This is a genomic window from Sinorhizobium sp. 7-81, from assembly GCF_030124405.1.
GTDB classification, from domain to species: domain Bacteria; phylum Pseudomonadota; class Alphaproteobacteria; order Rhizobiales; family Rhizobiaceae; genus Sinorhizobium; species Sinorhizobium psoraleae.
The window spans coordinates 554,931-575,431 of record NZ_JASKLT010000003.1; the positions used below are offsets into that span (position 1 = coordinate 554,931).

22 protein-coding genes are annotated in these 20,501 nt (G+C 61.9%); 10 read left to right on the top strand and 12 right to left on the bottom strand.

Features of this window, described 5'->3' with window-relative positions:
- Entirely contained in the window at positions 1-507 is a 507-nt protein-coding gene (locus QN224_RS15205; RefSeq protein ID WP_336621112.1) for a hypothetical protein, read from the top strand.
- A gap of 325 nt (positions 508-832) precedes the next feature.
- On the opposite strand, the gene QN224_RS15210 is transcribed toward QN224_RS15205, so the two are convergent.
- Positions 833-1,441, bottom strand: a complete 609-nt coding sequence (locus QN224_RS15210) for a J domain-containing protein (RefSeq protein WP_283977490.1) — start codon at positions 1,439-1,441, stop codon at positions 833-835.
- A gap of 487 nt (positions 1,442-1,928) precedes the next feature.
- Between QN224_RS15210 and QN224_RS15215 the strand changes: the two genes are divergently transcribed.
- On the top strand, positions 1,929-2,141 hold the full coding sequence (locus QN224_RS15215; protein WP_173513142.1) for a cold-shock protein: 213 nt from the start codon (positions 1,929-1,931) through the stop codon (positions 2,139-2,141).
- 298 nt (positions 2,142-2,439) lie between these two features.
- On the opposite strand, the gene dusA is transcribed toward QN224_RS15215, so the two are convergent.
- Entirely contained in the window at positions 2,440-3,579 is a 1,140-nt protein-coding gene (gene dusA / locus QN224_RS15220; RefSeq protein ID WP_283977367.1) for a tRNA dihydrouridine(20/20a) synthase DusA, read from the bottom strand.
- Positions 3,580-3,926: 347 nt separating this feature from the next.
- Here dusA and QN224_RS15225 point away from each other — a divergent pair, with 347 nt between their 5' ends.
- Complete coding sequence (locus QN224_RS15225; protein ID WP_283977368.1) at positions 3,927-4,166, top strand: hypothetical protein; 240 nt, start codon at positions 3,927-3,929, stop codon at positions 4,164-4,166.
- Between the two features lie 22 nt (positions 4,167-4,188).
- Here the strand turns inward: QN224_RS15225 and QN224_RS15230 are convergent, their stop codons facing one another.
- Positions 4,189-4,620 (bottom strand): DUF4174 domain-containing protein, encoded by a 432-nt coding sequence (locus tag QN224_RS15230; protein ID WP_173513139.1) that lies wholly within the window; start codon positions 4,618-4,620, stop codon positions 4,189-4,191.
- A 388-nt stretch (positions 4,621-5,008) separates the two neighbouring features.
- On the opposite strand from QN224_RS15230, the gene QN224_RS15235 reads away from it, so the two are divergent.
- The 4 genes from QN224_RS15235 (at position 5,009) to QN224_RS15250 (ending at position 7,324) form a co-directional block, all read left to right on the top strand.
- On the top strand, positions 5,009-5,248 hold the full coding sequence (locus QN224_RS15235; protein ID WP_173513138.1) for a DUF982 domain-containing protein: 240 nt from the start codon (positions 5,009-5,011) through the stop codon (positions 5,246-5,248).
- Between the two features lie 309 nt (positions 5,249-5,557).
- Entirely contained in the window at positions 5,558-5,764 is a 207-nt protein-coding gene (locus QN224_RS15240) for a hypothetical protein (protein WP_173513137.1), read from the top strand.
- 271 nt (positions 5,765-6,035) lie between these two features.
- Positions 6,036-6,722, top strand: a complete 687-nt coding sequence (locus QN224_RS15245) for a fumarylacetoacetate hydrolase family protein (protein ID WP_283977369.1) — start codon at positions 6,036-6,038, stop codon at positions 6,720-6,722.
- 71 nt (positions 6,723-6,793) lie between these two features.
- Positions 6,794-7,324, top strand: coding sequence for a gamma carbonic anhydrase family protein (locus tag QN224_RS15250; RefSeq protein ID WP_283977370.1), 531 nt, complete (start codon positions 6,794-6,796; stop codon positions 7,322-7,324).
- Positions 7,325-7,342: 18 nt separating this feature from the next.
- Here QN224_RS15250 and QN224_RS15255 read toward each other — a convergent pair whose 3' ends face one another.
- From QN224_RS15255 to QN224_RS15265, 3 genes are read right to left on the bottom strand one after another with little or no spacing between them, the layout of a single operon-like run.
- Entirely contained in the window at positions 7,343-7,741 is a 399-nt protein-coding gene (locus QN224_RS15255) for a Fur family transcriptional regulator (protein WP_173513134.1), read from the bottom strand.
- Positions 7,741-8,568, bottom strand: coding sequence for a zinc ABC transporter permease subunit ZnuB (gene znuB / locus QN224_RS15260; protein ID WP_173513133.1), 828 nt, complete (start codon positions 8,566-8,568; stop codon positions 7,741-7,743). Before znuB ends, QN224_RS15255 begins: the two co-directional genes overlap by 1 nt.
- Positions 8,561-9,469, bottom strand: a complete 909-nt coding sequence (locus QN224_RS15265) for a metal ABC transporter ATP-binding protein (protein ID WP_173513132.1) — start codon at positions 9,467-9,469, stop codon at positions 8,561-8,563. Before QN224_RS15265 ends, znuB begins: the two co-directional genes overlap by 8 nt.
- A gap of 149 nt (positions 9,470-9,618) precedes the next feature.
- Between QN224_RS15265 and znuA the strand changes: the two genes are divergently transcribed.
- Positions 9,619-10,623 (top strand): zinc ABC transporter substrate-binding protein ZnuA, encoded by a 1,005-nt coding sequence (gene znuA, locus QN224_RS15270; RefSeq protein ID WP_283977371.1) that lies wholly within the window; start codon positions 9,619-9,621, stop codon positions 10,621-10,623.
- Positions 10,624-10,740: 117 nt separating this feature from the next.
- On the opposite strand, the gene QN224_RS15275 is transcribed toward znuA, so the two are convergent.
- Positions 10,741-11,109: an RcnB family protein gene (locus QN224_RS15275; protein WP_283977372.1), complete on the bottom strand. Its 369-nt coding sequence runs from the start codon at positions 11,107-11,109 to the stop codon at positions 10,741-10,743.
- 130 nt (positions 11,110-11,239) lie between these two features.
- On the bottom strand, positions 11,240-12,862 hold the full coding sequence (locus QN224_RS15280; RefSeq protein WP_283977373.1) for a glycoside hydrolase family 43 protein: 1,623 nt from the start codon (positions 12,860-12,862) through the stop codon (positions 11,240-11,242).
- 359 nt (positions 12,863-13,221) lie between these two features.
- Between QN224_RS15280 and QN224_RS15285 the strand changes: the two genes are divergently transcribed.
- Positions 13,222-13,797 carry a TRAP transporter small permease subunit gene (locus QN224_RS15285; RefSeq protein ID WP_269283189.1) on the top strand — a complete coding sequence of 192 codons (576 nt, stop codon included), beginning with the start codon at positions 13,222-13,224 and terminating at the stop codon, positions 13,795-13,797.
- Complete coding sequence (locus tag QN224_RS15290; protein ID WP_283977374.1) at positions 13,794-15,611, top strand: TRAP transporter large permease subunit; 1,818 nt, start codon at positions 13,794-13,796, stop codon at positions 15,609-15,611. The genes QN224_RS15285 and QN224_RS15290 overlap by 4 nt, the downstream gene beginning before the upstream one ends.
- A 113-nt stretch (positions 15,612-15,724) precedes the next feature.
- On the opposite strand, the gene QN224_RS15295 is transcribed toward QN224_RS15290, so the two are convergent.
- From QN224_RS15295 to QN224_RS15310, 4 genes are all read right to left on the bottom strand, one after another.
- On the bottom strand, positions 15,725-16,627 hold the full coding sequence (locus tag QN224_RS15295) for a hypothetical protein (protein WP_283977375.1): 903 nt from the start codon (positions 16,625-16,627) through the stop codon (positions 15,725-15,727).
- 100 nt (positions 16,628-16,727) lie between these two features.
- Positions 16,728-17,834 carry a TRAP transporter substrate-binding protein gene (locus QN224_RS15300; RefSeq protein WP_283977376.1) on the bottom strand — a complete coding sequence of 369 codons (1,107 nt, stop codon included), beginning with the start codon at positions 17,832-17,834 and terminating at the stop codon, positions 16,728-16,730.
- 286 nt (positions 17,835-18,120) lie between these two features.
- On the bottom strand, positions 18,121-19,149 hold the full coding sequence (gene mgrA / locus QN224_RS15305; RefSeq protein ID WP_283977377.1) for an L-glyceraldehyde 3-phosphate reductase: 1,029 nt from the start codon (positions 19,147-19,149) through the stop codon (positions 18,121-18,123).
- A gap of 204 nt (positions 19,150-19,353) precedes the next feature.
- Positions 19,354-20,490, bottom strand: a complete 1,137-nt coding sequence (locus QN224_RS15310) for a Gfo/Idh/MocA family protein (protein WP_269283179.1) — start codon at positions 20,488-20,490, stop codon at positions 19,354-19,356.
- Between the last annotated feature and the right edge of the window lie 11 nt (positions 20,491-20,501).

Below are 20,501 nucleotides of genomic sequence, written 5' to 3' on the forward strand. Positions count from 1 at the left end.
GTGGCTCGGAACAGAGCCGATATCCTGACGACCGACCAAATCAACCAATGTCCGCCGTTATCTACGGCGGCTATTGGGAACCCCTTCTCCACGACCTCCACCGAAGGCTTCGATAGAGATGGTGGCGGCGGCTCCGGCGGCGGTGGCGGTGGTCCCGGCGGCGGCGGCGGTGGTCCCGGCGGCGGTGGCGGTGGTCCCGGCGGCGGTGGTGGCGGTCCCGGTGGCGGCGGTGGCGGTCCCGGCGGCGGCGGTGGCGGTCCCGGTGGCGGTGGCGGCGGTCCCGGCGGCGGTGGCGGCGATCCCGGCGGCGGCGATGATCCCGGCGACGACGACGATGATCCCGACAACGGCGGCGGCGATCCCGACAACGGCGGCGATGATCCCGACAACGGCGACGATGATCCGGACGATGACCGTGACCCCGGCAACGGCGACGATGATCCGGACGACGGTGACCGTGATCCCGGCAGCGGCGACGGTGACGGCGACGCCGACGATCAGGATTAGCGAGATCGACGCCCACGCCAGATGACAGGCAAGTCGCGCCGGCCGATCACGGCTGGCGCGAATTGCTCATCACTGTTCCCAAAGTGCAGCGGATGGAGCGGGTCCCGAAGTTGACGCCGGGCTTGGTCCGCTACCCCCCCCCCGGCTGTCCGTCTTGAAACGTACCCTCCAGCGTGTATCGCATCTCAAAAGAAGGGCCGCCTTGAAGGGCCATAGCGGACAACGCGACGACTGCGCGAAGACACACAGGACGGAACGACGTCGGAGCCAGGCTCCTGCAGCCAGGCGGACGATCTTATCGCGTTTAAATCGAAACGATCCCGCCCTACTCCGCCGCCTTCACCTCGATCGCCTCCAGCTCATACGAATACCCCTCCAGCATCTGATATGCCTGCTCGATCGCCTCGATCTGCGCCTCGGCGTTCTTTATCGCGTCGGCAATCGATTGGCTGCGGGCGCGGAGCATCGAGCCGAGCACGTCGGTCTCCGGCCGCCGGCCGAGGCGGTCGAGATGCTTGCGCACACGCGAGCGGTGGCGTTCGAGTTCGAGGATGTGGAAGCGGTTCTTGACGATATCGTCGGAGAGTTTGCGCCGCATCGCCGCGACGGGATCGAAGCTGCCGGGCTCGCGCTCGTCGAGGATGAAATCGTTGACCAGCGTTTCGAGCATCATCAGGCCCTTGAGGTCCTTGGCGTCGGCGAGCTGCGGATCGTAGCCGGTGTCGTCATAGACCTTGCGCCGCACCGGATCCTTGAGCAGGTCATAGGCCGCCTGCAGCTTGCCGAACTGCTCGGCATCGCCGCCGCGGTCGGGATGCGCGGTCTTCACCGCCTTTCGGTAGGCAGTCCGGATCGCCCGCTCGTCGGCGTCGCGCTCAATTCCGAGGAGGACATAGGGATCGATCACGCGGGGCACCTGTTCATCAACTGCGATATTCCTTCCGGTTCAGACCTACCGGTTCGCTGCGGCCGCAGCAAGCCCATGGCGGTTGCAGCCGAGCGTCGGGACGAAAATGTGGTCAGAAAGAGGCAATCCACGACATTTCCTGATCGGCGCGCCTTCGAGGGAAACCACGCAAACGGCGGCAGGCAAGGCGTTGCGGCCGGTGGCGCGGCACCTGGAAACTCTCCCCTTGCCTTTTTTCGCGAATACTGCCACTTCTAAACCGTTCGGGCGTTTTCAATCCCGGAGACTGGACTTTCGTTTGAGCCCGGCCATTCGCCGGGACTGCCGCAAGCGGCATCGTAGACGTCTTTTCCCCGATATCGTGACCACTCGACGCCTTTCAGTGCCGATAGCACTGAAGACGACCCGTTCGCATCCCTCCGGGGGCGCGGACACTACCTGCAGCAGCCGATACGTGCTATTGAAGCGTTGGGTTGCGGCAAAAAAGACAGACTGAAGGAAAAGGACTTCTTCCATGGCCACCAAGGGCATCGTAAAATTCTTCAACCAGGACAAGGGCTTTGGTTTCATCACGCCGGACGGCGGCGCGAAGGACGTATTCGTCCACATCTCCGCCGTTCAGGCCGCCGGCCTCGCAACCCTGAAGGACGGCCAGCAGGTTGCCTTCGACACCGAGCCGGATCGCATGGGCAAGGGCCCGAAGGCCGTCAACCTCCAGGCTCTCTAAGCCGGACGTTTCCGACGGAATTTGAAGAACGGCGCTTCGCAAGAGGCGCCGTTTTTTGTTGGGTGCGCTTACGGAGGCGCGACCGCTCCCTGTGCTCCCTCATTCCTGTGCTCGTCACAGGAATCCAGTGCGCCCAAGTCCTTGGGCGCGGGAGATGCTTGGGCGAGCAACGCCGGGAGAATCCGTCTTTCGATGAACGGAGCATTCACAGCGCGGACGCGCTGTGGCTGGATTCCTGTGACGAGCACAGGAATGAGGGACGAGAGGAGAGGTCGGCTCGAAAAGAGACCGGCGCGCCCTACTCCGCCGCCTGCCTTGCGGTCGCGGCTTCGAACACGGCGTCGAAGGCGGCGTGGATCACCTCCGGACCGGCGCCCTTGCGCGTGGCTTCGGCGGAAAGGATCTGGCGGTAGCGCCGGGCCCCGGGCCAGCCCTGGAAAAGGCCGACCATGTGACGGGTGACGTGGATCAGGCGGCCGCCGCTGGCAATATGGGTGGCGGCGTAGTCCGCCATCGCGTCGCGCACGCCGGCCCAGAAATCGAGCGACAGGCGGTGGTGGCGATCGGAGAAGGTGTTTGGCTCGATCGGGTCCGGCGCAGCACCTGTCAGAGGATGGGCGAAATAACCGTCGGCAGCGGTCAGGAGGCCGCTGTCGTGATAGGCGGCGCGGCCAAGCATGACGCCGTCCAGCGCTTGCCCAGCTTCGGCTTCGACGGCTGGGGCGCTGGCCGCACCGGGCGGCAGCAAGCGACGATCCAGATGCGAGAGCGCCTGATCCAGTGTCTGAAGACCGCCGTTGAGGCCTATGAAAAGATTCGGGTGTTCCGCCTTCAGCCGATGCACGAGGCCGTAGTCGAGTGGTGGGACCTCGCGGTTTTCCCTGGGGCTCAGGCCTTGCAGCCAGGCCTTGCGCGCATGCACCCAGACGGCATCCGTGCCGGCATCCTTCGCGCGGGCGACGAGGTCGCGCAGCGCCAGTTCCGGGTCCTGGTCGTCGACGCCGATTCGGCATTTGACGGCCACGGGGATCCTGACCGCCGCCTTCATCGCCGCGACGCATTCGGCGACGAGCGCCGGCTCCTGCATCAGGCAGGCGCCGAAGGTGCCCGATTGCACCCGGTCGGACGGGCAGCCGACATTCATGTTGATCTCGTCGTAGCCGAAGCCTTCGCCGATCCGCGCGGCCTCCGCCATCTTCGCGGGATCATTGCCGCCGAGCTGCAAGGCGACCGGGTTCTCCGAGGCATCGTGGCCGAGCAGCTTCTGGCGATCGCCGCGCAGGATCGCGTCGGCGACGATCATCTCCGTATAAAGCAGCGCATGGCGCGAGAGCTGCCGCGCGAAGAAGCGGTAGTGACGATCCGTCCAGTCGATCATAGGCGCCACGGCGAAGATGGGCGCCTTGAAGTATCGGGGTTTTCCCGGATTTTCAGCCATTGACGGCAAGTCTCTCACGTCTCATCGGTTCGCACGATGCCCCGGGGGGCCGCGACGGATCTGTCGCGGCAGGAGCCATATCGGAGCGGCAGTGCAGAATTAGGGCGAGGTCTTATACCGCGCAAATCCAGGTAAAGCGAGACTGCAGCCGTCGCTGATTGCCGCCGGTAAACGACACTCCTTTCGGCACCTTACCGGTGCTCGCGAGACGGGGCGCCGGCACTTCCAACCGCCCCCCGGCTGCTGCAACCATTCCGCCATCCGCCACGTATTCTCCAGGAAAAGGGCTCGCCACGATGGAACCACGGGGATGCTCCCGGAGTTCCTTTTCGGAGTAAGGAGGAACAATGCCTAAAGCGCTCGCACAAAACATCCGCCACAATCATCCCGACCGCGACCTCGAATGCCAGCGCGCGCTGGATGATGATTTCCACCTGCTGATCGCCTTGGCCGAGAGCGAAGGCTGGACGTGGCAGGAGATCGCGCTGGCTCTGATGGAATTGACCGAGGACTATGTGATGGCCATGCGCTTGGATGCCGAAATGAAGCAAGGCGTCTCGGCAGCGGTTTCAAGGACGTTGCATTGACCTCCCACGGCCGCGTTCCGCCTCAACCCCCGGGCGCATGCCGGTTCGGCGCCGCGTTGCCTCCCTCGAACAAAGCGAAGAACTCATCCGGTTTTTTCGGCTCGTTCGCGTGAAGTCTCACCGATCCATCTCTTCCCACGACCACGACGGTGAAGTCGCGAACCTCGTTTACGTCGAGGTCTTCGCGGATCTGGCGTGCGTCGAGGTCGCCGCCAGCTCCGTAGAGGGGTACGACGCAGCCGTCCCGCACGCGCAGGACCACAACATCATGGCGTGCAAGTTCACGGTGCTTGGCAAGAAGCAGCTTCTCCTGCCGCGCCGCCTTCTCGTTCGTCAGGTCGGAGAAGATGACGATGACGCGGTTCCTCCATTCGAATTGTGCCAGACTGCTGCCGGCGGTCTGCGACAGCGACGGTTCGCCGAGAATTTCGGCAACAAGCGATTTCGTCCACATCTTTGCTTTCCTAATGCGACAGAAGATCCCCGCGCCATGTCAACATGGCGCGCGATCCACCACGGATAACTCGTTGGGGGCATTCCGCTCCGGTTCCTCAAAGTCCGGGGCAATCATCAAGGCGCTCCCCTCCGAGCTTGCCGAAACAAAACCCATGTGAAGGCCGATAGTTCCTCAGCCGGCAGGAAGTCCCCTCGGCCAGGAATTCTACGCGCCCCGCGCCCCGCGGGAACGTCGCGCCCCCAAGGAAGGACACGCCCGCAAATTAGCGGACAAACCGTAATTCCTGCGCTACATTGAAGCACCTGGCTCAAGGTGCGCGTCCGAGGAGCGCGGAACCGGGACCCTGCTGACGACGTTGTTGTCCATGATCTCAAGGAGGAGAAGCATGCATCAAGTGTTGTGGAGCCATCCGATTGAACTTGGATTGACCGGTAATGATGTGCGCACGGTCAAGGGACCGTCCGACGCGCTCAGGTGCCTGGCGGACCAATGGCCCCACCGTGGACCTTACTACGTCGCCGCCCGCAGCGCCTGTCGCGCTGCGATTGCTGGCCGCCGTACCGTCGAAGAAGCCCGCAAACTCTTTATTTCCGCCGCCAAGGAGGCGCATTTAGAGACGCATTGAGGCATCGACGCACGGCGTTGTGTACGATATCGCGCGAACTGGCGAAGACGTTGTTCTTTGTTTCCGCGGTAACTGGGCCCCGGCCTATCTGCGCATAGATTAGTTTCCGACCGAAGCGACCACAGGCGGAAATGTACTACTTTTTCGTTCCCGCGCATCTCGAAATGACACAGAAATATTCGCGAAACTGCCCGATTTCTGTCGCGAAGCGTTCATTTCTTGCGGTTATATTCTGAGGTGCCCCATAAAAACCAATTTCGGAGAGCTTTAGTCCACACCAAAAGGGAAAAATAAAACGGGAGAGCCACCATGAGCGAGAGCCATCTCTATCGCATAGTCGAAGTGAGTATGAAGCGCGAAAGCGGCCGCAAGGATATCGGCATCATGACCGTCCGCCAGGCCCTTGAACTTCCCGAAGTACCCAGCCTCGAATACAGCCACCCGGAACTCAATTCGCGCTCGGACGGCCGGTTTCTGACCCGCGACCAGCTTAGAGACTATGTGCGCTGCGCCTGATCGCAGCCACCGCATCAAGCCCTCGGCATACTTTGCCTTTTGCGGCAGCCGTTCCGGCTGCTAACCTTCACCTCCAGATTCGCCGCAGCGCCGCGCGCCCAATCGACACGCGAAGGCGTTGCGGCGTTTTGCGCGTCTTATCAGACGCGCAAAGGTCGCTGTAGGCAATTTGAAATGCTGCATGTCTTTGTCCTTGAATCGAGGTCGATTCAAGGAGACATGCGGTAGGGTCGATTTTCATTGCCGGGTCAATCGCGGTAGAAGGGGATTCATGGAAACTGTCATACCGCCCTCGCCGCCCGTGCTGCTGCCGATCTCCGGCAGCCTCGTGGGCTTTCCGGTCCGACGTGTCTATTGCGTCGGCCGCAACTATGCCGCCCACGCGATCGAGATGGGACATGATCCCGACCGCGAACCGCCATTCTTCTTCCAGAAGAATCCGGACAACCTGCTGCCGCCGGGCGCGAACTTCCCCTACCCGCCGCGCTCCTCCGACGTGCACCACGAGGTGGAGCTGATCGTCGCCATGCGCAGCGGCGGCGCCGACATTCCCGTCGAGGAAGCGGTCAACCACGTCTACGGATATGCCGTCGGCATCGATTTCACGCGCCGCGACCTGCAGGCGGAGGCGAAGAAGGCCGGCAAGCCGTGGGCGGCCGCCAAAGCCTTCGAGCATTCCGCACCGGTCTCGGAGATCGTCCCGGCCGAAGCGATCGGCCATCCGGTCAATGGCAATATCTGGCTGAAGGTCAACGGCGAACTGCGTCAGCAGGGCGATCTCGAACAGATGATCTGGAAGGTACCCGAGATCATCGCCGAGCTTTCCGGGACCTTTACGCTTGCGCCGGGCGACGTGATCATGACCGGAACACCCGCAGGCGTCGGGCCGGTTCGGCGCGGGGACATCGTCACCTGCGGCGTCGATGGCGTCGCCGCGCTCTCGGTCACCGTAGTCTAACGCCTACATGTTTTTATCCTTGAATCGGCTGGGATTTGAGGAAACATGCAGTAGCCAGGAAGGAAACACGCATGCCGTTCTTCGCACTCGGACCGCTGCGGCCGCAAAAGCCGGCGGAAGGCAGCTATTGGGTCGCCCCCGACGCCAACGTCATCGGCCAGGTGGAAATCGGCGAGGATGTCGGCATCTGGTTCGGCGCGACGCTGCGCGGCGACAACGAGCCGATCCGCATCGGTGCGCGCACGAACATCCAGGAAGCCGTGATCATCCATGTCGACCCCGGTTTCCCGACGACGATCGGCGAAGGCTGCACCATCGGTCATCGGGCAATCATCCACGGCTGCTCGATCGGCGACAATTCACTGATCGGCATGGGCGCGACCGTGTTGAACGGCGCGAAAATCGGCAGGAACTGCCTCGTCGGCGCCAGTGCGCTCGTCACCGAAGGCAAGGAATTTCCCGACAATTCGCTGATCGTCGGTTCGCCGGCCAAGGTGATCCGCACGCTGGATGACGCCGCGGTCGAGCGGTTGAAGCGTTCCGCCGAACATTACGTGAAGAACTGGCAGCGCTATGCCGCCCAGTTCACGCGGCTGGACTGACGCTCACACCGGCACAAATCAGGCGGCGCAGCTCCCGCAGTGCCCGCGGATTTCGATCGTCGTCTTCTCGGTCTTGAAATTCTGCGCGCGCACGAGCGCCGAAAGGCGCTCTTCGATCGCTTCGTCGTGGAACTCCGTCACCTGGCCGCAGCCCTCGCAGATGGTAAAGGCGGTGACGCCGCGATCATGTTCGTGGTCATGCGGGCAGGTGCAGGCAACGAAGGCGTTCAGGCTTTCCAGCCGGTGGACGAGGCCGTATTCGAGCAGCTTGTCGAGCGCGCGATAGACCTGCAGCGGCGCGCGAAATCCCTGGTCGCGCAGCTTATCGAGAATCGTGTAGGCGCTCATCGGGCCTTCCGAATGGGCCAGCGCTCCCATCACCAGCGATTGGTTTTTCGTCAATTGCGGCGTGGCCATCACTGGTGTCCTCCGTTCGGAAAATGTGAAGCGCTTTCGAGCCTTCTGCCGACCGGCAGGAGACTCAGCACGAACAGCGCAAGCGCCGCAACCACAATAGACGGTCCCGACGGGGTGTCGAAGTGGAGCGAGCCGAAAAGCCCGCCGGCAACGGCGAGCGCGCCGATCACCGAGGCAAGCACGGCCATGATCTCCGGCGACCCGGCAAAGCGACGCGCGGTCGCCGCCGGGATGATCAGAAGCGACGTGATCAGCAGGATGCCGACGATCTTCATGGCAATGGCGATCACCAGCGCCATCAGCAACATGAAGAAAAGCCGCGCCCTCTCGGGCCGCAGGCCTTCGGCTTCCGCCAGTTCCGGATTGACGGTCGAGGCAAGCAGCGGGCGCCAGAGATAGACGAGCGCGAAGACGACCAGAATGCCGCCGCCCCAGATGATGTCGATGTCGGCCTCGGAAACGGCAAGGATGTCACCGAAGAGAAAGCCGACCAGATCGATCCGCACCCAGGTCATGAAGGCGACGATGACGAGGCCGATCGACAGCGCCGAATGCGAGAGGATGCCGAGCAGCGCATCCGTCGACAGCGCGCCGCGCTTCTGCAGGAACAAGAGCAGCAGCGAGACGACGGAAGCGACGATAAAGACGCTGACCATGAGGTTGAGTTCGAGGAGCAGCGACAGCGCCACGCCGAGCAGCGCCGAATGGGCCATGGTGTCGCCGAAATAGGCCATGCGCCGCCAGATGACGAAACAGCCGAGCGGCCCGGCGACGATGGCGATGCCGATGCCGGCGACGAGCGCGCGGATGAAGAAATCGTCAAGCATCGCGCTTCTCCGGCTGTTCGTAGCCGTGGAGCCGCGCATGATGGCCGCAGCCGCAGTCCGGATCGTGGTCGTGCACGTCCTCGCCTTCCTCGTGGTGATGATGACCGTCGCCCGGGAAGCAGCTTTCGGTGATGCTGCCGTCCGCATGCAGCACGCGCCCGTCCGGCAGGTGCGTATGGTCGTGATGGTGGCTGTAGACCGCGAGCGTGCCCGCTGCCCGCCGGCCGAAGAGCTTCAGATATTCCGGGCTCTGGCTCACCGCCTGCGGCGTGCCGCGGCAGCAGACATGACCATTGAGGCAGACGACCGTATCGGTTTCCGCCATGACGATATGAAGATCATGCGAGATCAGCAGGATCCCGCAGCCGGTGCGGTTGCGGATCTGCTTGATGAGTTCGTAAAGCGCGATCTCGCCGGAGAAATCGACGCCCTGGACCGGCTCGTCGAGCACAAGCAGGTCAGGCTTGCGGGCGATTGCGCGGGCAAGCAGCGCGCGCTGGAACTCGCCCCCCGAAAGATGCTGCACTTCGGCTTTCGCCATGTGCAGCATGCCGGTTGCGGCGAGCGCCTCCTCGATTTCGCGTGCCTTCAAGGGACCCGTCAGCGTCATCAGCCGCTCGACTGTCAAGGGCAAGGTCCAGTCGATGGCGAGCTTCTGCGGCACATAGCCGACCTTGAGCCCACCGATCCGCTCGACATATCCCTCGTCCGGCTTCAACACGCCGATCGCCGTCTTCGCCGTCGTCGATTTTCCCGACCCGTTCGGCCCGATGAGGGTGACGATCTCGCCGCGGCCGATCGAAAACTCGACGCCGCGCACGAGCCATCGCCCGTTCCGGCGGACCCCGGTGTTGTTGAGGCTGACGAGCGGCCTCGTTTCTGGCGATCGGAAATTCAGCATCAAAAAATTCCGGATTGATGGTTGCCACTGGCTATCGCACACGTTATAGCATAACGCAATTGATGTAATAACATTACATGACGATGCTGCGCAACATCCAATGCGCAAAGGCTGCGTAACACTTGAACCTGTTAAGCTCGGAGACCCCGATGAAATCGACGCCTGCCCTGCTCTTTGCATCCACTGTTCTTCTCTCTTCTCCCGCCTGGGCGGATGCACCCAATGTGGTGGCTTCCATCAAGCCTGTCCACTCGCTGGTCGCTTCGATCATGGAGGGGGTCGGAGAACCGTCGCTTATCGTCGAGGGCGGCGCCTCGCCGCATACCTACAACATGAAGCCATCGAATGCCGCGGCACTGCAGGAGGCCAAGGTGGTGTTCTGGGTCGGCCACGACCTCGAAGCCTTCCTGGACAAACCGCTCGAAGCGCTCGGCAGCAACGCCAAGGTGGTGGAACTCGGTGAGGCGCCCGGCCTCGAGAAGCTAAAATTCCGCGAGGGCGGCGCGTTCGAGGCGCATGACGAGGAAGGCCATGAAGGCGAAGATCACGGCGCCGAGGAGGCGGCCCACGAAGGACACGAAGAGCATGCCGGCGAACAGGAAGCCGCCCACGAGCACGAACATGCAGAAGGCGAGTTCGACATGCATATGTGGCTCGATCCGATGAACGCCAAGGCAATGGCCGCCGAGATCGAAAAGGCGCTCGCCGAAGTAGACCCGGAAAATGCCGCCGCCTACGAGGCCAATCTAGCCAAGGTCAACCAACGGCTGGATGCGCTGGACAAGCATCTCGCGGAGACGGTTGCGCCGGTCCAGGACAAGCCCTTCGTCGTCTTCCATGACGCCTATCAGTATTTCGAACATCGCTACAAGGTCCGGGTCGCCGGCTCCATCACCGTCAGTCCCGAAGTGCTGCCCGGCGCCGAACGGCTTTCGGAGATCCGTGCCAAGATCAAGGAACTGGGCGCGACCTGCGTCTTTGCCGAACCCCAGTTCGAGCCGAAGCTGATCAATGTCGTCATCGAGGGCACCCCGGCGAAATCCGGAACGCTCGATCCTGAGGCGGCAACGCTCGATGCAGGCCCGGACCTCTATTTCCAGATGATGGAGAATATCGGCGCTTCGATGAAATCCTGCCTCGCTTCGGCGAGTTGAAGCAGTTCCAGAAAAAGTGTGTAACGGTTTTCCGTCCGGAATTGCGAAATCCAAAAGTCGTCCTCCCAAGGCGACGAAGGGCGGGCTGCCAAAGCCCGCCTTTCTTTCATTCCCGTCTCAGTAAGCGCCGGCAAGGCCGACGATCACCCCGGTTGCAAGGCTGATCAGCAGGAAATCATTGTCGACGCGCACCCATTGCTGACCGCGCGGCGGGGTGCGCAACCTGTAACGGCGGTAGTCACGGACATAGGCCATATGACGGCGCTCGCCCGGGCTCAGCCGGTGTCCACGCGCCCAGCGATGCTTCTTGATGATCACGCGCTTCTCAACGGTCTTCTCGACGCGTTTATGTACGTGGCGGTCGACAGACTTGGACCGGTAACGGTCATGCGCCTGTGCGACCTCGAAGGATCCGGACGGCTGGGCGAGAGCCATGGGGCTTGCCAGGAAGGAACTGGCAACCAGGGCAATGATGAGACGTTTCATGAGGGGGCTTCCTTTCGTTGTCTGCCCCTCGAAACTAGAACTCCATTTCTGAACCGAATATGAAACGCAGCATTACAATTATGTAATGATAACCGCCGCTTATGATTACTTCCTTATAGATTGAATTCGCTCAGACAAGTGCCTCGTAACGAAACCGATCGAAATCCGCCGGCAGGGCGCTGCCCGAGGTGTCGAAGGCGAACATGCCGGCAAAGGCGCCGGTGAAGGAGCCGTGCTCCCCGCGGCCGCCTTCGTCTGAAACAACGCCGGCGTCGAGCACCGGGCCGATCGCCTGCCATGTATCGCGCTCCTTTGCCCGCCAGAAGAATTGCAGGTCGTTGTCCCGCACTTCCATCGCGAGATGGATCGGTCCGTCCGGAACCGCGACGCCGCTGCCCGCCAGGAACTGCAGGCGGCCGTGCGGAAAATCGCCGGGGCAGGAAAGAATCGTGACGGCACGACCGAGCTTTTCGTGCCATGTGACGCCCAATGCATGGAACTTGTGCCGGTTGTAGTAATGCGTCAGGCCGGCCACCTGCTGATAGGTCTCCGGCGCGAACTCGACCACGGTCTCGGCCCGGAACGAATGATGCTCCTGCCGCCGCGCCACCAGCGCCTGCTCGAACCAGCTGCCGATGCTTTCCCGTCCGAAGAGCCTGAGGTGCCCTTCCCGCCACGTCAGCGAGAAGATGCGGTCGGCCACAGGCGTGCGCAGCCACTGGAACTCCGAGGGAAGCTCGGCCTCGTCGAAATCGGTCTCGATCACTCTTGGCGCGGCGACGTCACTCGTCTGGGCCGGCGCCGGAACGGTGACGTCCGGGACCGTGCCGCCGTTTTCGAGATAAAGCCATTCATCCTCGCGCCAGACGCATTTCTGCAGCGCCGTCTCGCGGCCGAGGGTGCAGCGCCGTTGCGGCGGCAGCGGACGGCCGCAGAGATGGGTGTGATAGGCCTGACCGTCCGGCGTTTCGACATATTGGCCGTGACCGGCTCGCTGCAGCATGGCCTCCGGATGGTCCTTCGAAGTAATGAGATGGGTATTCGGATGCATCTCGTAGGGCCCGTCTATGCTGCGCGAACGCGCCATCGTCACCGCATGGTCGTAGCCCGTCCCGCCTTCTGCTGTCGTCAGATAGTACCAGCCGTTGCGCTTGAAGAGATGCGGCCCCTCGACCAGGCCGAGCGAGCTCCCGGCGAAGATGTTCTTGACCGGACCGACGAGCCGGCGCGTGCGCTCGTCCCATTCCTGCAGCAGAATGCCGTCGAATGCCGGGCTCTTCGGCGCGCCGCCGAAGCTCTCCGTGCGGTGGTTCCACTGCATGTTGAGGAACCACTTGCGGCCGTCATCGTCATGAAAGAGCGAAGGGTCGAAGCCCGAGGAGTTGACGTAGACCGGATCGGACCAGGTCGCCTCCACGGCTTCGGCCGTAACGATGTAGTTGTGCGCGTCCTTGAAATTGCCGTCGAAGCGTTTGACGTCGGTATAGACCAGCCAGAACAGCCCGTCGGAATAGGAAAGGCACGGCGCCCAGATGCCGCAGCTGTCGGGATTGCCGCGCATGTCGAGCTGGCTTGCCCGCTCGAGCGGTCGGCGCACCAGCCGCCAGTTCACGAGGTCGCGCGAATGGTGGATCTGCACGCCCGGGTACCATTCGAAGGTCGAGGTTGCGATGTAATAATCGTCGCCGACGCGGCAGATCGACGGGTCCGGGTTGAAACCCGGCAGGATCGGGTTGCGGATAGTCGCGGCCATGTCTTGCATCCTCCCCAGATTCTCGGCGAGCGCATCCAGCCCGAAACTCCGAACCGTTTCAAGCCCCGTCACGCCGGTTCCTGTGCAGAAGGAGCAGGCGGAATTGTCCTGCTTCCGAATCGCCTGAGCATGGGCGAAACCGGTGTCCATTCTGTGGAGCGCCAGTATGGAGCAAACGGCGATCTCCACGCTCTTGTGCCTAACTCTTGGGCACTTTTTGCCGACGCATGTTCGACTTTCGTCTGAGACCCCGCCGCTATCCTAGAAAAACAGGCATCAGACTTGAAAGGAGGCTTGAAATCGGCACTGTGGCTGTGCTTGGCAAAAAGATAAAAACAGCCACTGCGGGGAGGATCTTGATGAAACCGTTACTCGGCTTCAGCCGATTGATTGACACAATCACCGAGAATATCGGCAAGGCGGTCGGCTGGCTCATTCTGGTCGCCGTGCTCGTCAGCGCCGGCAATGCCGTCATCCGAAAAATCTTCAACATGTCGTCGAATGCCTGGCTCGAGGCGCAATGGTACCTCTTCGGCGCAGCCTTCATGTTCGCTGCCGCCTATACGCTCAGCCAGAACGAGCACATCCGCATCGACGTCGTCTACGGCAGTTTCTCGCGCCGCGTTCAGCACTGGATCGACCTTTTCGGTCACGTCTTCTTCCTGATGCCGTTCGTGCTGCTCATGCTCTACTACCTCGTACCCTACGTCCGCATGTCCTACCTGTCGGGCGAAGGCTCTTCGAGCGCCGGTGGCCTGATCATCTGGCCGGCCAAGGCCATCCTGCTCATCGGCTTCATCCTGCTTGCCCTGCAGGGGGTTTCTGAAATCATCAAGAAGATCGCGATCATGACGGGAAACATGGACGATCCCACCCCCTATGTGCCGACGCACGCGCCGCTTGACGAAGCTGTAGGTCCGGAGGTGCGCCCGTGATTGCGTTCATTGCCGACAACCTGGCACCGATCATGTTCGTATCGCTGATCGTGTTCCTGATGCTGGGTTATCCCGTTGCCTTCTCGCTCGCGGCGAACGGCCTGCTGTTCTTCATCATCGGCGTTGAGCTTGCGCCGCTTTCGGATTCGATCAACCTTTCCTGGCCGCTGCTCAACGCGCTGCCGGAACGGTTCTGGGGGGTGATGTCCAACGACACGTTGCTCGCCATCCCCTTCTTTACCTTCATGGGCATCGTGCTCGAGAAATCCGGCATGGCCGAGGATCTGCTCGACACGATCGGCCAGCTCTTCGGTCCCGTCCGCGGCGGTCTTGCCTATGCGGTCATCTTCGTCGGCGCTCTGCTTGCGGCGACCACCGGCGTGGTTGCGGCCTCGGTTATCGCAATGGGGCTGATCTCGCTGCCGATCATGCTGCGCTACGGCTACGACCGGCGGGTCGCCTCGGGCGTCATCGCCGCCTCCGGCACGCTCGCCCAGATCATCCCGCCGTCGCTGGTGTTGATCGTCCTTGCCGACCAGCTCGGCCGCTCTGTCGGCGACATGTATGCCGGCGCCCTCATCCCGGGTCTTGTGCTGACGGGCCTGTACATGGGCTACGTCCTGCTGATGTCGTTCCTGAAGCGCGATTCGATGCCGGCGCTGCCGCTCGAGGCCCGTACGTTGGGTTCGGGCGTCACATCGCTGATCATTGCCCTCATAGCCGCGGCCGGCATCGCCTATGCGGCGCACGTCTACCTCTCTCCGACGCAGGGCGAGAACGCCGACATCCTCGGCGCGACGGTCGGCGTGGCGGTCATCTACGTGGTCGCTCTGATCGACCGCGCGCTCAAGATCAATGCGCTTTCGCGGCTGGCCCAACAGGTCATCATCGTCCTGATCCCGCCGCTGGCACTGATCTTCCTCGTGCTCGGCACGATCTTTCTCGGCATCGCGACGCCGACGGAAGGCGGCGCCATGGGCGCGGTCGGCGCCTTGATCATGGCGGCTGCCAAGGGGCGGCTGAACCTTGACGTCGTCCGCGGGGCGCTGACCGCCACGACACGCCTTTCCGCCTTCGTGCTGTTCATCCTGATCGGCGCGCGGGTCTTCTCGCTGACCTTCTACGGCGTCAACGGGCACATCTGGGTGGAACATCTGCTGACGGCGATGCCGGGTGGCGAGACCGGCTTCCTGATTGCGGTCAACCTGCTGGTCTTCTTCCTGGCGTTCTTCCTCGATTTCTTCGAGCTCGCCTTCATCATCGTGCCGCTGCTCGCACCGGCAGCGGACAAGCTCGGGATCGATCTGATCTGGTTCGGCGTGCTGCTCGGCATCAACATGCAGACGAGCTTCATGCACCCGCCGTTCGGCTTCGCGCTCTTCTACCTGCGCTCGGTCGCGGCCAGGGTGCCCTACCTCGACAAGGTGACCGGCAAGATGACGCAACCGGTCACCACGGGGCAGATCTACTGGGGTGCGGTGCCTTTCGTCGGCATCCAGATCCTGATGGTGGCGCTGACGATCATGTTCCCGCAGATGGTCATGCACTACAAGGGAAGCGGCGCGGGCGTGGATCCGTCCACCATCAAGATCGAGGTTCCTGGCTTCGGAACCGGTGGCGGCGGGCTCACACTGCCCGACAACGGCGGCGGTCTCGGCCTTCCGGGCGGCCTGCAACTGCCGGGCGGCAGCCCGCTCGACGGCGGTCAGCAGCAGCCGGCCCAGCCGAACGGTGCGCCGGCTCAGCAGAACGGCGCACCTGCCCAGCAGAACAAGCCGGCGCCGGATCTCAGCGCGCCGCCTTCGTTCAATTGAGTGCCGAAAGAACCAAAGCGGCTCCAAGTCTCGACCAAAGCGGAACCGCTATCAAGAGCTACACAGGGGACCGGCGGCGCGCCGGTCCTTTGCTATTTACGCAAGTTGGGCTTTTACGCAGGATAGCGGCGTGTAATGGAAGGATTGAGGCTTTTCCTGAAATCTCGATCCGAGATTTGACGGACGATTTCCGAAACTAGATATTGCGCGCCCATCACCAAGTGCCCAACCTCTCTTCTTTCTGGCTGAGTGGCGGCATATCGATTAGGGACATACTCGGGCTGACCCAAAACCACCCGCTTCATCCGATCGCAGTCTATTGATGACCAGCAAGATGCAACGAAATCAAGGACTGCGTCAGTTCGATGGTTGAACTGCTTCTTAATGTCAGCTTCTCTCATGCCATTTGCCGCCGCACCAGCCTTCAAGCCAAGCTCGCTAGCCAGAAGCGCACTTTGCACCGCGCCTCGATAATCGTACCCGCCCGTCACGACAGCGGCCGCCGAATGGAGATGGAGTCGCGCCAATCCGACGAAGCGGGTAACCAACTCTATCTCAGAATAGGGCTTCTTTATCTCCCGAGTGCCATACTGAATGTCTGCGACGTCCGAAAACTGATCCAAGTAGCTCTCCATTTGATCGGGTTCAGTTTGGATAATTCGCAGCTGGATTGGCGTTAGCTCCACAAAGTCGAATGGATTAATGGAAACCCGCCCGTAGATATGCGGTACGCCGATACGGGCGAAAATGTCCCGATACATGAAAACGCCTATGTGACCACCCATGGCGATGTCCTGCTTCCTATAGATGGAAGCGAAAGTCCTTTCTATGCGGTCAAGTATTTTCGGCTTACCCACTCCCGACATAACATAACCAACGTAGCCGAATCTCCTCATGACGAGCTGGGGCACTTCCCAATACCGGCGCTTTATGTCCTTCCCGGCATGGAATAACTCTGTGTCGGTTTGACCGACGATATATAGAAGCTCTTCATCGGAAAGGTCATCGTGGTTCATACTATAAAGACCCTCTACCGAAGGTGGAGGTTTACGTCGGATACAAGAAGACCCCGAAGCGTCGCTCCGGGGCCTTCGTTATAAAAATTGATACGGAAACTCAGATCTTGCCGTTCCGCTGCTGGATCATCATGAAGGTGTCGTAGTTGTATTCGGCGATCTGCGCGTTCAGATAGTACTCGGCGCGGAAGGCCTTGATCGAGTCCCAGATCTTCTTGAAGGTCGGATTGGCAGCTTCCATCTCCGCATAGACTTCGTTCGCCTTGTCGAAACAGGCGGACAGAATTTCCGCGCTGAACGGGCTGAGCTTCGCGCCGGAAGCCACGAGACGCTTGATCGCCGACGGGTTCAGGAAATCGTACTTCTGCAGCATGTTCGCGTCGGTCGCCTGGCAGGCGGTGCGCAGCAGCGACTGATAGTTCTTCGGCAGGCCGTCGAAAGCCGCCTTGTTGAACATGGCATGCACCGTCGGGCCGCCTTCCCACCAACCGGGATAGTAGTAGTACGGCGCAACCTTGTAGAAGCCGAGCTTTTCGTCGTCATACGGACCGACCCACTCCGCGGCGTCGATCGTGCCCTTTTCGAGAGCCGGATAGATATCGCCGCCGGCGATCTGCTGCGGCACGACGCCGAGCTTTTCGACGACCTTGCCGGCGAACCCGCCGATGCGCATCTTGAGGCCCTGCATGTCTGCAACGGTCTTGATCTCCTTGCGGAACCAGCCACCCATCTGCACGCCGGTGTTCCCGCCCGGGAAGCCGACGAGGCCCTGGGTCGCAAGGAACTCGTTGAAGAGGTCGATACCGCCGCCATGATGATGCCAGGCGTTCATGCCGCGCGCGTTGAGCGCGAAGGGCACTGCAGCGCCAAGCGCCCAGGTCGGGTCCTTGCCCCAATAGTAATAGGCAACCGTGTGGCAGGCCTCGACGGTTCCTGCAGCAGCGGCGTCAGCGGCCTGCAGACCGGGAACGATTTCGCCTGCGGCGAAAACCTGGATCTGGAAATTGCCGTCGGTCGCTTCGGAAACATATTTCGACAGCACCTCACCGCCGCCGTAGATCGTGTCGAGCGACTTCGGAAACGACGAGGCAAGACGCCAGTTGATCTTCGGGTTTGCCTGCGCGATGGCCGGCGATGCGAGCGCCGTAGCGGCAGCCGCACCTAGGCCGCCGATGCTCGCGTGTTTGATGAATGAACGGCGATCCATAATTCCTCCCTATTTCCCGCCATGACGGTTGCGGCCGCTCTCCGCGACATCTCCCGCCGAACTCGTCCTCGGCCCGCTCCAGCGCGTCGAGAGCTCATCTCTCCTCGTTTTGCCGGCCGCGCACACGAAAAGCGTCGCGCAAGCGGTACCGGCACCACTGCACCATACATATTCACTAATGCATGTCCAGCAGCGGTTTTCCGGCGCCATCTTCGACTTTTGTCTAAGACGCCGGAGACCGTTTAATATTGCCCAAAAATCCAGGCAAATCAACGCATTCGCTGAATCAGCGCTCGGCCGACGAAGCCCAGAGATTGATATCGGCCTCGCGGGCATAGCGATCGATCTCGGCCAGTTCTTCCGCCGTGAAGGTGTCGTTCTCGAGCGCCTTGACGCAATCGACGATCTGCGCGGAACGGCTGGCGCCGATCAGCGCCGAGGTGATGCGGCCGCCGCGCAGCACCCATGCAAGCGCCATCTGCGCCAGCGACTGGCCACGGCGTTCGGCGATACCGTTCAGCTTGCGGATGTTGTCGATGATAGCCGGGCGAATGAAGTCCTTCTTGAGGAAGTGGTTCTGCGCCGCGCGGCTGTCGTCGGGGATGCCGTTCAGATACTTCGTCGTCAGCATGCCCTGTGCAAGCGGCGAGAAGACGATCGAACCGATGCCGAGGTCTTCAAGCGTATCGACGAGCCCGTCGTCCTCGACCCAGCGGTTAAGCATGGAATAGCTCGGCTGGTGGATCAGGCATGGCGTGCCGAGATCCTTGAGGATTGCCGCCGCCTCGCGGGTGCGCTGCGAATTATAGGAGGAGATACCGACGTAGAGCGCCCTGCCCGAGCGGACGATATGATCGAGCGCGCCGCAGGTCTCCTCGTGCGGGGTGTCAGGGTCGAAGCGGTGGGAATAGAAGATGTCGACATAATCGAGGCCCATCCGCTTCAGGCTCTGGTCGCAGGAAGCGATCATATATTTGCGGCTGCCCCACTCGCCATAAGGCCCCGGCCACATGTCATAGCCGGCCTTGGAGGAGATGATCAGTTCGTCGCGCAGACCGGCGAAATCGGTGCGCATGATTTCGCCGAACGCGGTTTCGGCCGATCCGGGCGGCGGACCGTAGTTGTTGGCGAGATCGAAATGGGTAATCCCGAGATCGAAGGCGGTTCGGCACATGTCCACCTTGCGGTCATGCGGCGTGTCGCCACCGAAATTGTGCCACAGTCCGAGCGAGATTGCCGGCAGCTTCAGTCCGCTCCTGCCGCAGCGGTTGTATTTCATCTTCTCGTATCGGTTTTCCGCCGGTTGCCAGGCCATGTATGATGTTCCTTCGTTTCGGGTGGGGCTTGATACCCCTCCCCACCCCCTCCCCACAAGTGGCGGAGCTTGATCGCGTATGCCTCGCGCTCGCGATCTGCTTCCAATACGACAACACGGAGCACCGGCGCCCGATCACCCGGAACGCCGGTGCGGCCCTCCCTCCCCTTGTGGGGAGGGTGGCCGGGAGGGCCTTGCTCACGCTCAGCGCAGGAGCGCGCGTGCCTCTTCGATACCGAGTGACGCCGGCTGCATGCAGGTGGTCGAGAGCGTGACGAACCGCCCCTCCTCGCCGGACTTCAGGATCGACACCATCACGTCGACGCCGTGAAGCGCGCGGTCGAGCGAGCAGCGTGCATCGCGGCCGTTGAGGATGGCGTTCGCCATGTCGGCGAGACCTGCCGTGCGGTAGTTGGAGATCGGCCCTTGCGGGTGATCCCAGTTGTTGACCGCGAAGGGGTGGTCCCACATTTCGAGAGGCTGGATGTTCTTGTCGCGCCCGCTTGCCTCGACCGTGCCGCCGAAGAAGTTGGGATCCGGCACGAACAGCGATCCTTCGGTGCCGTAGAGCTCCATGTGGGCGTGGCGATGCGACCAGACATCCCAGCTTGCCGAAAGCGTGATCGTCGCGCCGTTCTGGAATTCGAGCAGCGCATGGATGTTGGTCGGCGTCTTGACCGGGATGATCTCGCCGTTGCGCGGCGCGCTGGTGATGGTGCGCGTCTCGCTCGCCATCGAGGAAAGCGCGGCGACGCGTTTCACCGGACCGATCAGGTTGATGAGGTTGGCGATGTAATAAGGGCCGAGATCGAGCACCGGTCCGCCGCCCGGCAGGAAGAAGAAATCCGGGTTCGGATGCCACATCTCCATGCCGGGGCTCATGACGTGGCAGGTGCCCGAGGTGATGCGCCCGATCTTGCCGGCGTCGATATAATCGCGGGCAAGCTGGTGCGCGCCGCCGAGGAAGGTATCCGGTGCGCAGCCGACCGTCAGTCCTTTCGCCTTGGCGATCGCCTTGAGTTCCTCGCCCTGCTCGAGCGACAGCACCAGGGGCTTTTCGGAATAGACATGTTTTCCGGCTTCGAGGATGGCCTTCGAAACCGGAAAATGCGCGTCCGGGATCGTCAGATTGACGATGATATCCACTTCCGGATTGGTGAGCAGCGCCTCGATGCTCTGCGCCGTCACGTCATATTCGGCACCGCGTGCTTCCGCCGCTGCCGGGTTGATGTCGGCGCAGGCGACGATCCTGATGCCCTTGAAGAGCGGTGCGAGCTTGAAATAGGTGGTGGAGATGTTGCCGCATCCGATGATGCCGACGCCAAGTTCCTTCGTCTTCATGATTTTTCCGT